The 14,043-nt window shown below is 72.1% G+C and carries 11 protein-coding genes; 5 read left to right on the forward strand and 6 right to left on the reverse strand.

Annotated features, from left to right (window positions below; translation table 11 throughout):
* Window positions 1-69: 69 nt before the first annotated feature.
* Genes meaB through ABT170_RS22865 form a run of 3 tightly spaced genes read right to left on the reverse strand, consistent with a single transcriptional unit; the run spans window position 70 to window position 5,210 of the window.
* Window positions 70-1,056: a methylmalonyl Co-A mutase-associated GTPase MeaB gene (gene meaB, locus ABT170_RS22855; protein ID WP_329945133.1), complete on the reverse strand. Its 987-nt coding sequence runs from the start codon at window positions 1,054-1,056 to the stop codon at window positions 70-72.
* Window positions 1,057-1,068: 12 nt separating this feature from the next.
* Window positions 1,069-3,351, reverse strand: a complete 2,283-nt coding sequence (gene scpA / locus ABT170_RS22860; RefSeq protein WP_351870232.1) for a methylmalonyl-CoA mutase — start codon at window positions 3,349-3,351, stop codon at window positions 1,069-1,071.
* Complete coding sequence (locus ABT170_RS22865; protein ID WP_351870235.1) at window positions 3,351-5,210, reverse strand: methylmalonyl-CoA mutase family protein; 1,860 nt, start codon at window positions 5,208-5,210, stop codon at window positions 3,351-3,353. Before ABT170_RS22865 ends, scpA begins: the two co-directional genes overlap by 1 nt.
* A gap of 259 nt (window positions 5,211-5,469) precedes the next feature.
* On the opposite strand from ABT170_RS22865, the gene ABT170_RS22870 reads away from it, so the two are divergent.
* From ABT170_RS22870 to ABT170_RS22880, 3 genes are all read left to right on the forward strand, one after another.
* Window positions 5,470-6,267, forward strand: coding sequence for a tyrosine-protein phosphatase (locus ABT170_RS22870; protein WP_351870238.1), 798 nt, complete (start codon window positions 5,470-5,472; stop codon window positions 6,265-6,267).
* Between the two features lie 126 nt (window positions 6,268-6,393).
* Complete coding sequence (locus ABT170_RS22875) at window positions 6,394-7,317, forward strand: DUF8832 domain-containing protein (RefSeq protein ID WP_351870241.1); 924 nt, start codon at window positions 6,394-6,396, stop codon at window positions 7,315-7,317.
* A gap of 164 nt (window positions 7,318-7,481) precedes the next feature.
* Window positions 7,482-8,060, forward strand: coding sequence for a GNAT family N-acetyltransferase (locus ABT170_RS22880; protein ID WP_351870244.1), 579 nt, complete (start codon window positions 7,482-7,484; stop codon window positions 8,058-8,060).
* Between the two features lie 116 nt (window positions 8,061-8,176).
* Here ABT170_RS22880 and ABT170_RS22885 read toward each other — a convergent pair whose 3' ends face one another.
* Both ABT170_RS22885 and ABT170_RS22890 read right to left on the reverse strand, forming a co-directional pair.
* The gene (locus ABT170_RS22885; protein WP_351870247.1) at window positions 8,177-8,845 is read right to left on the reverse strand and encodes a hypothetical protein; all 669 of its coding nucleotides are present in this window, start codon (window positions 8,843-8,845) and stop codon (window positions 8,177-8,179) included.
* Window positions 8,846-9,050: 205 nt separating this feature from the next.
* A complete protein-coding gene (locus tag ABT170_RS22890) occupies window positions 9,051-10,046 on the reverse strand; it encodes an ArsR/SmtB family transcription factor (protein WP_329945126.1) in 996 nt (331 codons plus the stop codon).
* A 491-nt stretch (window positions 10,047-10,537) separates the two neighbouring features.
* Here ABT170_RS22890 and ABT170_RS22895 point away from each other — a divergent pair, with 491 nt between their 5' ends.
* Window positions 10,538-11,749 carry an MFS transporter gene (locus ABT170_RS22895; RefSeq protein WP_329945125.1) on the forward strand — a complete coding sequence of 404 codons (1,212 nt, stop codon included), beginning with the start codon at window positions 10,538-10,540 and terminating at the stop codon, window positions 11,747-11,749.
* A gap of 123 nt (window positions 11,750-11,872) precedes the next feature.
* Window positions 11,873-12,994 carry an IS701 family transposase gene (locus ABT170_RS22900; RefSeq protein ID WP_329945124.1) on the forward strand — a complete coding sequence of 374 codons (1,122 nt, stop codon included), beginning with the start codon at window positions 11,873-11,875 and terminating at the stop codon, window positions 12,992-12,994.
* Window positions 12,995-13,012: 18 nt separating this feature from the next.
* Here ABT170_RS22900 and ABT170_RS22905 read toward each other — a convergent pair whose 3' ends face one another.
* Complete coding sequence (locus ABT170_RS22905; RefSeq protein ID WP_329945123.1) at window positions 13,013-13,801, reverse strand: AfsR/SARP family transcriptional regulator; 789 nt, start codon at window positions 13,799-13,801, stop codon at window positions 13,013-13,015.
* Between the last annotated feature and the right edge of the window lie 242 nt (window positions 13,802-14,043).

Below are 14,043 nucleotides of genomic sequence, written 5' to 3' on the forward strand. Positions count from 1 at the left end.
GGGCAGGTGGAAGAAAAAAGGGACGGGCCGGTGGCGGGGCGCCCTCTCCGGGTGCCCCGCCGTCCGCGGTCAGGTCCGGCGGAACGCCCCGAGAATCTGCTCGGCGGCGAGAGTGGCCGTCAACTCGCCCTCCCGCACCCGGCGTTCGAGATCCGGGGAGAGTTCCCGTACCGCCGGATGGGCGCGCAGACTGTCCAGCAGTTCGTCACGGACCATCGTCCAGGTCCAGTCCACCTGCTGCTCGCTGCGCTTGGCCGCCAGCCGCCCGGTGGATTCGAGGAGCGTACGGTGCTGCTCCAGCCGCTCCCACAGGGCGTCGAGACCGCTCGACTCACGGGCGCTGCAGGTGAGGACCGGGGGAGTCCAGGCGGCGTCCGCCGGGTGCATCAGCCGCAGCGCGCCCGCGAGTTCACGTGCCGCCGAGCGGGCGTCGCGCTCGTGCGGCCCGTCGGCCTTGTTGACCGCGATGGCGTCCGCCAGCTCCAGCACCCCCTTCTTGATGCCCTGGAGCTGATCGCCGGTCCTGGCCAGGGTGAGCAGCAGGAACGTGTCGACCATGTTGGCGACGGCCGTCTCGGACTGCCCGACGCCGACCGTCTCCACCAGCACCACGTCGTAGCCCGCCGCCTCCATCACGACCATGGACTCACGGGTCGCCCGCGCGACCCCGCCCAGCGTTCCCGCCGTGGGCGAGGGGCGGACGAACGCGTTCCGGTCCACGGCCAGCCGTTCCATCCTGGTCTTGTCGCCCAGGATGGAACCGCCCGTGCGGCTGGACGACGGGTCCACGGCGAGCACCGCGACCCGGTGCCCGAGTCCCGTGAGCATGGTGCCGAGCGCGTCGATGAAGGTGGACTTGCCCACGCCGGGCACTCCGCTCACGCCGATGCGCCGGGCCCGCCCGGAGTGCGGCAGCAGCTCGCCGAGCAGTCGCTGGGCCAGCGCCCGGTGGTCGGGGCGGGTCGATTCGACCAGGGTGATGGCGCGGGCGATGAACGCCCGCTTCCCGTCGAGCACCCCGCCGGCGTAGGCGTCGGTATCGATCTTCACAGCCATCCGGTCAGCGGCTCACAGCTCGTGGCCGAGCGCGGCGGCGAGCCGCGTGACCAGGTCGTGGGCGGCGTCGGGGATCACCGTTCCCGGCGGGAACACCGAGGCGGCGCCCGCCTCGTGCAGGGCCTCGATGTCCTGCGGAGGAATCACCCCGCCCACCACGATCATGATGTCCTCGCGGCCCTCGGCGGCCAGTTCCTCGCGCAGCGCAGGTACGAGCGTGAGGTGCCCGGCCGCCAGCGAGGAGACGCCCACGATGTGCACGTCCGCCTCGACCGCCTGCCGGGCCACCTCGCCGGGCGTCTGGAACAGCGGGCCGACATCGACGTCGAAGCCGAGGTCGGCGAAGGCCGTCGCGATCACCTTCTGGCCGCGGTCGTGGCCGTCCTGGCCCATTTTGGCGACCAGGATGCGGGGGCGGCGGCCCTCCGCCTCCTCGAAGCCGTCGACCAGCTTGCGGGTGCGGTCCACCGAAGGGGACTCTCCTGCCTCTTTGCGGTACACCCCGGAGATCGTACGGATCTGGCCCGCGTGCCTGCCGTACACCTTCTCCAGCGCGTCCGAGATCTCCCCGACCGTGGCCATGGCGCGGGCGGCGTCGACCGCCAGGGCCAGCAGATTGCCCTCCAGCCCCGGCCCCGGGTTCCGTCCGGCCGCGTCCGTCAGCGCGCGCAGCGCGTCCTGGCAGGCGCTCTCGTCGCGCTCCTCGCGCAGCCGCCGCAGCTTCTCGATCTGCCGGCTGCGGACGGAGGAGTTGTCGACCTTGAGCACTTCGATTTGCTCATCGGTCTCCACCCGGTACTTGTTGACGCCGATGACGGGCTGACGCCCGGAGTCGATCCGCGCCTGGGTGCGGGCCGCGGCCTCCTCGACCCGGAGCTTCGGGATGCCCGCGTCGATGGCCTTCGCCATCCCGCCGGCCGCCTCGACCTCCTCGATGTGCTGCCACGCCCGGCGCGCCAGATCGTGCGTCAGCTTCTCCACGTACGCACTGCCGCCCCACGGATCGATGACCCGGCAGGTTCCGGACTCCTGCTGGAGCAGCAGCTGGGTGTTGCGGGCGATCCGCGCCGAGAAGTCCGTCGGCAGGGCCAGCGCCTCGTCCAGGGCGTTCGTGTGGAGGGACTGGGTGTGGCCCTGGGTGGCGGCCATCGCCTCCACACAGGTCCTGGTGACGTTGTTGAACACGTCCTGGGCGGTGAGGGACCAGCCCGAGGTCTGCGAATGGGTGCGCAGCGAAAGGGACTTCGCGTTCTTCGGCTCGAACTCCTTGACCAGCTTGGCCCAGAGCAGCCGGGCGGCCCGCAGCTTGGCGATCTCCATGAAGAAGTTCATGCCGATCGCCCAGAAGAAGGAGAGCCTCGGCGCGAACGCGTCCACGTCGAGTCCCGCCTCCCGGCCCGCCCGCAGGTACTCCACACCGTCGGCCAGGGTGTAGGCCAGCTCCAGATCGGCCGTCGCCCCGGCCTCCTGGATGTGGTAGCCGGAGATGGAGATCGAGTTGTAGCGCGGCATCTTCTGCGAGGTGAACGCGAAGATGTCGGAGATGATCCGCATCGAGGGGGCGGGCGGATAGATGTAGGTGTTGCGGACCATGAACTCCTTGAGGATGTCGTTCTGAATGGTCCCGGCCAGCTTCTCGGGCGGTACGCCCTGTTCCTCGGCGGCCACGATGTACAGCGCCAGCACGGGGAGCACCGCGCCGTTCATCGTCATCGACACCGACATCCTGTCCAGGGGGATGCCGTCGAAGAGCTGTCGCATGTCGTAGATCGAGTCGATGGCCACCCCGGCCATGCCGACATCGCCCGTCACCCGGGGGTGGTCGCTGTCGTAGCCCCGGTGGGTGGGCAGGTCGAAGGCGACCGACAGACCCTTCTGCCCGGCCGCGAGGTTGCGCCGGTAGAAGGCGTTGGACTCCTCGGCCGTGGAGAAACCCGCGTACTGCCGGATGGTCCAGGGCTGGTTGACGTACATCGTCGGGTACGGGCCGCGCAGATACGGGGCGATGCCCGGGTAGGTCCCGAGGAAGTCCAGCCCTTCGAGGTCCTGCCCGGTGTAGAGCGGCTTGACCGTGATGCCCTCGGGGGTCTCCCACAGCAGGTCCTGCTCACTGCCGCCGCTCGACTCCTTCACGGCCGCCCGCCACTGGTCGGCGCCGCCCGCGGGCGGCGCCGGGGAGTCGAGCGCCACGGTGGAGAAGTCCGGAACCGGGCCCACGGGCGCCCCGGAGGACGTCTCACGGGTCCCGGAAGCCGTTCCGGGGGCCTTCGCGGGGGTCGTCTCGGGGGTCTGCATCACGCCACTCCCATGCGGTCGAGTACGGAGGAGAGGACGGCGACCGCGTCGCAGCCGGCGAACACATAGGAGTCGACACCGGCGTACTCGCCGGGCCGCCCCGCGAGGAACACCTGTCCGGCGCCCGCGGAGCGGAGCGCCGAGGCCACCGCCCCCGCGTGCTCGGCGTACAGCGGGTCGGAGGAGCACAGGCACGCGGCCGTCGCCCCACTGGCGGTGAAGGCGCCGGCGGCCGACGACGCGTCCACCGACACCGGGTCGTGCACCGTCTCGATCCCGCCGGCCAGGAAGAGGTTGGAGGCGAAGGACGCCCGCGCCGTGTGCGCGGCGGGGTCTCCCAGGGCGGCGATGAACACCTTGGGACGTGAACCCGTGGCCGCGAGGTGCGCGTCCGACCGGGCCCGCAGTGTCTCGAAGGCCTCGTCGCGGCGGACGACGGGCAGCCCGCCCGGCGCACCGGGGGCGGCGGGCGCGGGTTCGCGTTCCACCGGCCGCTCCGACAGCTGCGGGAACTCGCTGACGCCGGTCACCGGCTCCTTGCGCCGCGCCAGGTCCTTGGACCGGGCGGCCCAGGTGGCGGCGAGCCGCTCACCCACCATCCCGGAACGCAGGGCGGCGGCCTGTCCGCCCGCCCGTTCGATCTCCTGGAAGAAGGACCAGGCGGCGGAGGCGAGTTCGTCGGTGAGCCGCTCCACGTACCAGGAGCCGCCCGCCGGGTCGACGACCCGGGCCAGATGCGACTCCTCCATCAGGATGGTCGAGGTGTTGCGGGCGATCCGCCGGGCGAACGCGTCCGGCAGGCCCAGCGCGTGATCGAACGGCAGCACGGTCACGGAGTCGGCGCCGCCGACACCCGCACCCAGACAGGCCAGCGTGGTCCGGAGCATGTTCACCCAGGGATCACGACGCGTCATCATCACCGGTGAGGTCACGGCGTGCTGACGCTGCGCACCCGCCCCGGCGGCCCCGCAGACCTCGGCGACCCGCGCCCACAGCCGGCGCGCGGCCCGCAGCTTGGCGATGGTCAGGAACTGGTCGGCGGTGGCCGCGTAGCGGAACTCCAGCTGTGCGCAGGCCGCTTCGACGGACATGCCCGCCCCGGTCAGCTCCCGCAGACAGGCCACCCCGGTGGCCAGGGAGAGCCCCAGCTCCTCGGCGGCCGAACCACCGGCCCCGTGGTACGGCAACGCGTCCACGCTCAGCGCGCGCAGCCCGGGATGCTCGCGCTCGCACACCTGGGCCCAGTGGACGGCGGCCGAGAAGTCGGCCTCGGTGCCGGTGCGGGCCGCACGGCCGAGCGGGTCCGCGCCGAGACTGCCGCGCACGGCATCCGCCGCCACCCCGCGCTCCTGGCAGAGCCGGATCAACTCCCTTGCTGCGGAGTCGAATTCGGTGGGGGCGTCCAGGGCTACGGGGGCCAGGTCGAGATAGACACCGTCCAGCGCGCGGGCGAGGCCGGAGACCGGGACCCCGTCGGGGCCGCCCACGGCCAGCCACAGCGAGGTGACACCGTTCTCCAGATCGCCGAGCAGGGCCTCGTTCAGCCGGGCGGGGTCGGTCAGCGCGTGCCGCTGCCGTACGTCCCAGCCGCCCGCCGCGGTCCCCTCGGCCCTGCTTCCCCGGGTGAAGGGGGCGAAGCCGGGAAAACCGGTGTCGGGCGAGGCGTCGTGCGAGGTGTAGAGGGGGCGGGTGGTGAGCCCGTCCTCCAGTGTGGTGGACAGCGCTTCCTCGGCCGCCGCGCCCGAGACTTCCTTGCCCGACTTGCGCAGTACGCCTTCGACAAGGCTCTGCCACTGGTCACGGGAAGGGTCAGGGAACTCGGCGGCCAGGGAGAGCCCGTCAGCAGGCAGGACCGTCATGCTCAGATGTTAGGTCAGGGCATGGAATGAGCAGCAGGGGAACCACCTGTGACCTTGCCCTCTCCGGAACGCACTTGATCCTTTACGGACCGTGGCGTAACCGGGCCCGCCGGTGTGTGCGCCGGGGCGGCGCGGACGGGCGAGCGGTCGACGCCCCGGGTGGTGTCCGGCGTTTTCCGTTGTCGATTCGTGCGGCGCGTGCGACTTTGATCCTGATATGCGTAATTCGCTGAACTCATAGGGAAAGAGGCATTTCATCGTGCAGACCGCCCGGGCCGTCCCGGCCGCCACCGTTGTCAATCTGCGCGATCTGGGCGGTATCGCCCTGGGGGGCGGCCGTCGGGTGCGGCAGGGGGTGCTCCTGCGCTCGGGGCAATTGAGTGACTTCGATCCGCAGGGGGACATGGCGGTGGCCGCCCTCGGTATTCGTACCGTCGTCGACCTGCGTACCGCCGACGAGCGCCAGTGGGCCCCGGACCGCCTGCCCGCCGGGGCCAGGCTGTTCGTCGCCGATGTGCTCGGGGGGAACCCCGGGGTCGCGCCGGCCCGGCTGCGGGCGCTGCTCGCGGACCCGGCCGAGGCGGACCGTGCGCTCGGCGGCGGCAGGGCCGAGGGGCTCTTCGCCGACACCTACCGGCAGCTGGTGCTCTCGCCGTCCGCCGCGGCCGCCTACCGGGCCTTCCTGGAGACGGCGGCCGACGCGCGGGCCAGGCCCGTGCTCTTCCACTGCACGGCGGGCAAGGACCGTACGGGCTGGGCGGCGGCCGTCCTGCTGATGATCGTGGGTGCCTCGCGGGAGGTCGTGCGCGCGGAGTTCCTGGCGGTGAACCCGGCGGTGCGGGCCGCCTTCGCGCCGTACGTGCAGAAGTTCCTCGACGCGGGCGGGGACCCCGGCATCGCCGCCGCGATCACCGAGGTCCGTCCCCGCTATCTGGACGTGGCGCTGGACGCGATGGAGGAGCGGTGGGGCGGGCTCGGCGGATATGTGCGCAACGGGCTGCGGATCCCCGAAACGACGGTGGAGCGGCTGCGCGGCGAGCTGGTGGTGTCCGGCTGAGCGGCCTCCGGGCTTGACTCCATACCCCTAGGGGGTATGTTGGTGGGTGTCGGGAGGAACACCCGTCCTTGGCGTCCGCCATCGACGGCGCCCGTCATCGACATCCGCCGGCACAAGGAGACCGTCATGAACACCGGACTGAGGATCACCGCCTTCGCCGCCGCGCTCGCCGCGACGTTCGGTACCGCCTACGGCGTGGGCAACGGCGCCGACCCGGTGTTCGAGGCCGCGCCCGGTCATGCCGCGCCCGGCGGTGCCGCCGATCGGCCGGACGGGCACGGCGGCCACCAGGACGAGGCGGCGGGAGCGGCCGAAGGAGGGGAGGGCGGGGACCGGGGGGCGGCCGGCGGGCTCCAGGTGTCCGAGGGCGGCTACGCCCTGGACCTCGACACCCCCACCCTGACCGCCGGGGCCCGGAGCGAGATCCGTTTCGCGATCAAGGACGAGCACGGCCGCAAGGTCACCGCGTTCCAGCGCGAGCACACCAAGGAAATGCACTTCATCATCGCCTCGCGCGATCTGACCGAGTACCGCCATGTGCACCCCGTGCGCGGAGCGGACGGCACCTGGTCCACCGTCGTCAGGCTGCCGGACGCCGGCGGGTACCGTGCCTTCGCCGACTTCACTCCCGCGGGCAAGGGGGCCACCGGCCGCACGCTCGGGGCGGATCTGGCCGTCGCGGGCGATGCCCGCCCGCAGCCCCTGCCGCCGGTCCGCGGCACCGCCGCTGCCGACGGGTACGAGGTCGCCCTCGACGGTGCCCTGCGCGCCGGGAAGCCGGGCGAGCTCAAGCTCACCGTGAGCAGGAACGGCCGCCCGGTCACCGACCTCCAGCCCTACCTCGGGGCGTACGGGCACCTCGTCGCCCTGCGCTCGGGCGACCTCGCCTATCTGCACGTTCACCCGAACGAGGGCGGCCCCGGCCCGGAGGTGTCCTTCACGGCCACCGCGCCCAGCAGCGGCGCCTACCGGCTGTTCCTGGACTTCCGGCACGACGGCGAGGTCCGCACCGTCGCGTTCACCGTGCACGCCGGTCACGCCGGGTCCTGACCCGGCGGGGAGGTGCGCTCCCTCCGGGAAGGAGGGGGCGGTCCTGATGCCGCCCGGGGGGTCGCCGTGCGACCTCCGGCCCTTCGGCGCGGACGCGGCGCTCACGCCGGGTGCGGCAACCGCCCGGGAGCCCCCCGCCCCGGCCGATGAGTAATACTCCCCGTATGACTTCAGGCATTACGTTCCCCGGGGGCGGTACGCACCGCGACGACGTGGTGGTCAGGCGGGCGACGGCGGGCGACGCCAAACGGCTCACCCGTCTGGTCAGGTCCTCGCGCGCCTACGAGGGCCCCTACGCGGCGATGACCGCGGGCTACCGGGTCGGGCCGGACTACATCGAGGCACACCAGGTGTTCGTGGCCACCGCGGTCGCGGGTGCCACCACGGGACCGGGCGACGGTACCGGACCGGGCGCCGTTACGGGCGTGGGCGTCGGTACGGGCGCCGGGGCCGCCACCGGGACCGGCCGGGTTCTCGGCTTCTACTCGCTGATCCTGTCGCCGCCTGAACTCGATCTGATGTTCGTCGCCGACGATGCCCAGGGGCTGGGCATCGGCCGTCTCCTCGTCGGCCATCTGCGCGGTGAGGCGCGGCGGGCCGGGCTGAGCCGGGTGCGGATCGTCTCGCACCCGCCGTCCGAGGGCTTCTACCGCAGCGTCGGAGCCGAGCGTGTCGGCACCCTGGCCGCCAACCCGCCCGCGGTGATGTGGGACCGGCCCGAACTGGTCCTGCCGGTCGTGTGAGCGGTCCGTGAGGCCGATACCCGGGCGCCGCGTCCGGTGGTCTCCTCATGGTGTGACGGGGTGACGCCGTGCGGTGGCCGGACCTCTGCCCGCCCCCGCGCGAGCGTTCGGATCGATCACCGCGGGGATTCCGGTGTCCCGCGACGCGGTGCGATCTGCGGTGTGAGGGATTCGATCTCCGGTGTGGAGGAGCCGTCGAGCGGGCGGCCGGGGTGGGTGAGGGTGCGGTCGAGCAGCTGTGCCAGGTGGGGGACGGTTGCCGGGGGCAGGTAGGCCTCGGCGCCCGCGTCGAGCAGGCGTCGGACCGGGCCTCGGTAGCTGACGCCTAGTTCGTCGTCCTCGATCTCGGCGACGACGACCCGGGCCTCGGGGAACGCCGAGCGCAGGCTCCCGATCAGCTGCGGGCTGACCGGCGGCACCAGCAGGACATCGGCCGATACGGGCGCCGCCTGGAGGTCGAGCACGATGTAGTCCGCGCCGAGCCGGTCGGAGAGCGAGGCACGGGCCGCGTCCGACAGCTTCATCGCCGTCACGACGACCGTGACGCCCTCGTCGGTGACCGACGGTTCCTCGTCGGCCGCGCTCGGCGTGACCGGATCCACGACGGTGCCGATGACGACGGTGCCGGGGACGCCGGAGATCCTCGCGACCGGTTCGCCGTCCCGGGTGATCACCAGGTCCTCTCCCGGGGCGAGGGCGTCGATGCGTGCCATGACGTCCTCGGGCAAGCGTGTCGCGTCGATCGCACGCGAGGCGCGCTCATCGGAGGCGAATGCTCGGTTCATGATCCTGCTGCGGTGCGCTGCTGGGGCCTTCGGCGGTCACCGGGACCGGTCTCGTGACGCGTACGGGCATTCCTTCTCCAAGCGATCCGTCACGTGCGGGGCGATGGTTTCGGAGAATAACGCGGCAATGGCTGTCCCCGGGACCGGCTCGCCCGTCCGTGCGTGCGCCTCGGTGCGTGCCTGTGCCGGACGGGCGTGTCCCGTCTCAGTCGGACTGGGCGTCCACCAGGTTCGTGCCCGTGGCCGAGCGGAAGTACAGGACCGACCGGCCCGCGCGTCTGCGCTGGATCAGGCGGGCCTCAAGCAGGACCTTGAGGTGCCGCCCCACAGAGCCCAGGCCCTGGCCGGTCAGGGCAACCAACTGCGTGGTGCTCTTCGGGGTGTCGAGCAGCACGAGCACGGCGGCACGCCCGGTGCCGAGCAGCGCACCCAGGGACTCGGGAACCGGAGCACGCCCGGTCCCGGCGAGAGCCCCGGCGCACGGGTAGACCACCGCACACCGGCGCACGGTGCGGTCCTCGGCCACCCCCGGCGCGTTCCAGCAGACCCAGCTCTGGCTCGGGGTGACGGGGACGAACATCAGCTGTGCGCCGGAGACTTCGAGCGACGGGCTGTCGCAGGTGGTGATCTGCAACCGGTTCTGCCCGAGCCAGCGCATACCCGGGCGCATGCCGGCGAGGGCCGTCGCCCAGCCGCCCTGTCCCAACCGGGCCGTGCGGGCCACGACATCGGCCTCGATGATGTGCTTGCGCACCGGCCACGAGGGCAGCACCGTCTCGGTCCATACCCACGCGAGCAGGTCGGCCGCGCGCTCCGCGAGGTCGTCGCTGCGGTCGAGGGGAGCGGGCAGCGGGCCGGACAGCGACTCGCGCAGATCGGCGCGGGCGGTGGCCGCGGGGGTCCGGCGGACCTGTTCCAGTTCTTCGGCGAACGCGCGGTCGCCCGTGTCGGCGGGCGTCGGCGTCAGGAACGTGGCATTCCAGCTGCGCCCGAGCGCCGCCCGGACCAGCGACGCGGTGGTCGCGTCCCTCGCCAACCGCTCCCGGTAGCGCGGCAGATGGGCGTCGAGCCAGTCGCGCTCACCGGCATGCGCTGCCGCGCCCCGGTGCAGGATCTTGAGGCAGGCAGTGGTCTCGGCGAGCGGAGAGGTGACAAACCGGCTCGTGGCCAGTGTGTCGGCGCTGACCTGCCACCAGCTCATCGTTCGGCCTCCCGGCGAAAGAGTAGCGCCGCGCCGATCCGCACAGGGCCACTTCCCGCGTACGTGGGTGTCAAGATCCCTTCCGAACGCCGGAGTTCCCTCCGCCGTCCGCCGGCGGGACGGTGAGCAGCGGCCGGTGGTGACCCGGCGGGGTGGGGTTCACCGATCGGTTTCCCTCCGCTTCCGCCCACGCGTGGGCGGCGAAGGGGTGGGTGCGTACACCGGTGCACTCGCGGCCGTGGAGCGAGGGTCCGACGAGGGCCGGCCGGGCCGTCGGCCACGGGCGCTCGGACGGCTCGCAGCAGCCGGAGGCGCGGGTGCGGAGCCGCTGGTGCTCGCCCAGGTGGACCGCGCGGGCGCCCCGGCCGGGGGAGAGGCGGTGAACCGGCTTCCGGCGGGAACGGGCCGCGCCGGCCCGTCACCGGCGCATTGGTTTCGCCTCCCCGCGAAAATCTGGCGATCCGTCGATGACGCCGGAGAGAATCTCCGCCATGCGTACTTATCGGGAACTCTTCCGTACCAAGGAGTTCACCCCGCTCTTCCTCGCCTCCGCGGGGCAGACCGCGGCTCAGACGGTGAGCGGACTGGCCCTCGGCATCCTGGTGTACCAGCGGACCGGCTCGGCGCTCCTGTCCTCACTGGCCATGTTCGCCCCCGCGCTCGCCCATATGGTGGGGGCCGCCACCGTGCTGTCCGGGGCGGACCGGCTGCCGCCGCGGGCAGCCATCACGGGCCTCAGCCTGCTCTTCGCCGCGGGTACGGCCCTGCAGGCGATCCCTGGGCTGCCGGTCTGGGCGCTGTTCGTGGTGCTGCTGGGGCTCGGCGTCGTCGGGTCGGTCAGCGGCGGGGTGCGGTACGGGTTGCTCAACGAGATCCTGACCAGGGACGGCTACCTGATGGGGCGCTCCGTCCTCAACATGTCGGTCGGAATCATCCAGATCTGCGGATTCGCGCTCGGCGGCGCACTGGTGATGGTGTTCTCGGCGCGCGGCACCCTGCTCCTGTCCGCCGCCCTGTATCTGCTGGCCGGCGTGGTGGCGCGCTGCGGGCTCACCAGGCGGCCGCCCCGGGGCGCCGGGAAGACGTCGGTCGCCGAGACCTGGCGCGTCAACGCACGGCTCTGGTCCTCGGTTCCCCGGCGGTACGTCTACCTCGCGCTGTGGGTGCCCAATGGCCTGATCGTGGGGGTGGAGTCGCTCTACGTCCCGTACTCGCCCAGCAACGCCGGCCTGCTCTTCGCCTTCGGCGCAGTGGGAATGCTGGTCGGGGACATCGTCGCGGGCCGCTTCCTGCCCGCCCGGTGGCGGGACCGGCTGGCCGTCCCGCTCTGCGTGCTGCTCGCCGCCCCCTACCTGCTGTTCGCGCTGCATCCGGGCCTGCCCATCGCCCTGGTGCTGGTCACGGTCGCCACACTCGGGTACGCGGCCGGGCTGCTGCTCCAGAACCAGCTGATGGCGCTGACCCCCGACGAGTTGAGTGGTCAGGCTCTGGGCCTGCACAGCTCGGGGATGCTCACCATGCAGGGGGTCGGGGCGGCATTGGCCGGCTCGGTGGCCGAACTGACGTCGCCGTCCACCGGAATCGTGGTGACGGCCGCGGCATCGCTGGTCACGACGCTGGTACTGGCCCCCGGACTGCGCAGGGCGACGACAGCGGGCCAGAAGGAAGGCCCGAATCAGGACGCCGTACCCGCCCCGCAGTAGTTCCCGCCGCGTCCGGCGCGCCCTGGCGGACGCGACGCCTGACGCGCACGCCGGCCGCGCCGGTACATGCGGCCTCGATATCGCCTCCATCCGGCTTCCATCCGCGCCGCGCAGCCTGGACCGGTGCTGACTTCGAGCGATGACCTGTCCCGGTTCTGTGCCTTCCTGTTCACTTCGATGTCCCGTGCCGACCAGCGCCGCTGGGGAGAGGTGTACGTGCGCGGCCTGGTGGAGGTCCCCGGCCGGAAGTCGGTGCGCCGGATCTCCGAGTGGGTCCTGGGGCAGCGGGCCGATCAGAGCCTGCAGCAGTTCGTCAACCAGAGCTCCTGGGCGTGGGAACCGGTCCGCCGGAACCTCGGCCAGGAGACCGCCACCGCCCTGCGGCCCACGGCCTGGGTGGTCGGCGAAGTCGTCATGCCGAAGAACGGCAAGAGCTCCGTCGGTGTCGACCGGCAGTTCTCGCAGACCGCCGGCCGGGTGCTCAACTGCCAACTGGGGCTCACCGTCATGCTGGTGTGCCCGGACGGCTCCGTGCCGATCAACTGGCGGCTATTGCTGCCACCGTCCTGGGACGCCGACGAGGAGCGTCGCTCCCGCAGCAGGGTGCCGGGCCACGAGCGGCACCGCTCGCGCTGGCACTATCTGTTCGAGGCCCTGGACGAGATGGTCCTCGCCTGGGGCATGCAACCGCCGCCGGTGGTGGTGGAGGCACGTGGAAACCCCTCCGCGGACCTGCTGATCCGCGGTCTGGAGATCCGTGGACTGCAGTACATCGTGCGGGCCTCGGCCACCGCCCCCCTGGCGCGCCTCGAATCCGGTGAGGTGGTGACCGGCGCCGGAGGTCTGGCCCGGTCGGCCGGCCGCCGGGGCACGACACAGCACTGGTGCCACGGCCGGCCCCGCGGCCCTCGTTACGTCACGGCCCCGCTGCCGCCCGGCACGCCGCCGTACGCCGCGGGCGGCGCCGGACGTCCGCAGCGGGCCCGGAAGGTCATCGCGGAATGTCCCCCGGACCGCGGCGGCCCCGAGTCGGTGTGGATCACCAATGTCGAAGTTGCGCAGACCTCGGCGGTGTTCGGGTTCCTGTCCCTGCAGTCCCAGGCCGCCCGGGAGCTGGAGCAGCTGAGTGAGACGGCCGGCCTGCGGCACTTCGAGGGCCGGTCGTTCTGCGGCTGGCACCATCACGTCACCCTGGTGTCGGCGGCGCACGCCTATGGTCTGTCCCGGCGTGCGGCGTCGAGCTGACACGTGTCGACTCCAGTGTCAGGCGGCCGGGCCGCTGGTGAGCAGGTCGAGGGTGCGCACCAGCGCGCCGGACCGGCACCGGGGCGGTTCGAGCTCGGGGTCGGCCGAGAGCAACGCCTCGTGCAGCCGTTTGATCCGCCGGGACGGCTCGATGCCGAGCTCCTCGGCCAGCGTGTGGTGCAGCTTGCGGAAGACGGCGAGGGCCTGGGCCTGGCGCCCGGACCGGAAGAGGGCGACCATCAGTTGCGCGTGCAGATTCTCATGGACCGGGTACTCCTCCGCCAGGCCCACGAGTTCACCGATCAGCTCGTTGTGCAGTCCGAGCTTCAGCTCGGCCTCGATGCGCAGTTCCAGGCTGCTGAAGCGGACTTCCTGCAACCGGGCGACATGGGTCGCGATGAGCGGGCCCGCATGGATGTCGACGAGTGGCGGGCCCTGCCAGAGCCTCAGAGCCTTGTTGAGTGTCGCCGCCGCGCGCTCACAGTTGTCGTCGGAGAGCGCGCGCTTCGCGTCGTCGACACAGTCCATGAAGCGGAACAGATCGAGTTCTGGCCGCGCGACGGTCAGCAGGTAGCCGCGCTGCCGGGTGTGCAGTTCCGTGCCGGTCAGCCCAGCCGTCGTGCGGGCCCTGTGCAGGGCACGGCGAATCCGCATCGCGTAGGTACGGACCGTGGTGACCGCGCTCGGCGGCGGGCTGGTCGCCCATAACTCGTCGATGCACATGGAGGTGGAGACGACCTTGTTGGCGTGCAGCGCGAGGAGCGCGAGGAGCTGGCGCGGCTTCGGTGCGGTGGGGGCGCAGTCCACTTCCGTGTCGGCACCTCCGAGAAACAGCGGCCCCAAGACTTTGACCTGCACGAACGCCCCCCGAGATGAAGCCGGATCACATCTGCAGCCGCAGGGGCGAGGACGTCTGGCGCGGCACGGACGGTCACTGTGCTCCGCCTCCCCCCATCGCGCTGCATCGTATGCAGCGGTCAGGTGCGACTCAACGAATCCACATGGAAGTGGCCTGTTCCGGGTGCCTGGGAATGCCCGGAAGACACCGG

The sequence above is a fragment of the Streptomyces sp. NPDC001787 genome, from assembly GCF_040297465.1.
GTDB lineage: Bacteria > Actinomycetota > Actinomycetes > Streptomycetales > Streptomycetaceae > Streptomyces.

Bases quoted from the DNA above. Each gene is read 5' to 3' on its own strand.
- meaB (WP_329945133.1), bottom strand. From the start codon at position 1,056: ATGGCTGTGAAGATCGATACCGACGCCTACGCCGGCGGGGTGCTCGAC.
- scpA (WP_351870232.1), bottom strand. From the start codon at position 3,351: ATGCAGACCCCCGAGACGACCCCCGCGAAGGCCCCCGGAACGGCTTCC.
- ABT170_RS22865 (WP_351870235.1), bottom strand. From the start codon at position 5,210: ATGACGGTCCTGCCTGCTGACGGGCTCTCCCTGGCCGCCGAGTTCCCT.
- ABT170_RS22875 (WP_351870241.1), top strand. From the start codon at position 6,394: ATGAACACCGGACTGAGGATCACCGCCTTCGCCGCCGCGCTCGCCGCG.
- ABT170_RS22880 (WP_351870244.1), top strand. From the start codon at position 7,482: ATGACTTCAGGCATTACGTTCCCCGGGGGCGGTACGCACCGCGACGAC.
- ABT170_RS22885 (WP_351870247.1), bottom strand. From the start codon at position 8,845: ATGAACCGAGCATTCGCCTCCGATGAGCGCGCCTCGCGTGCGATCGAC.
- ABT170_RS22890 (WP_329945126.1), bottom strand. From the start codon at position 10,046: ATGAGCTGGTGGCAGGTCAGCGCCGACACACTGGCCACGAGCCGGTTT.
- ABT170_RS22895 (WP_329945125.1), top strand. From the start codon at position 10,538: ATGCGTACTTATCGGGAACTCTTCCGTACCAAGGAGTTCACCCCGCTC.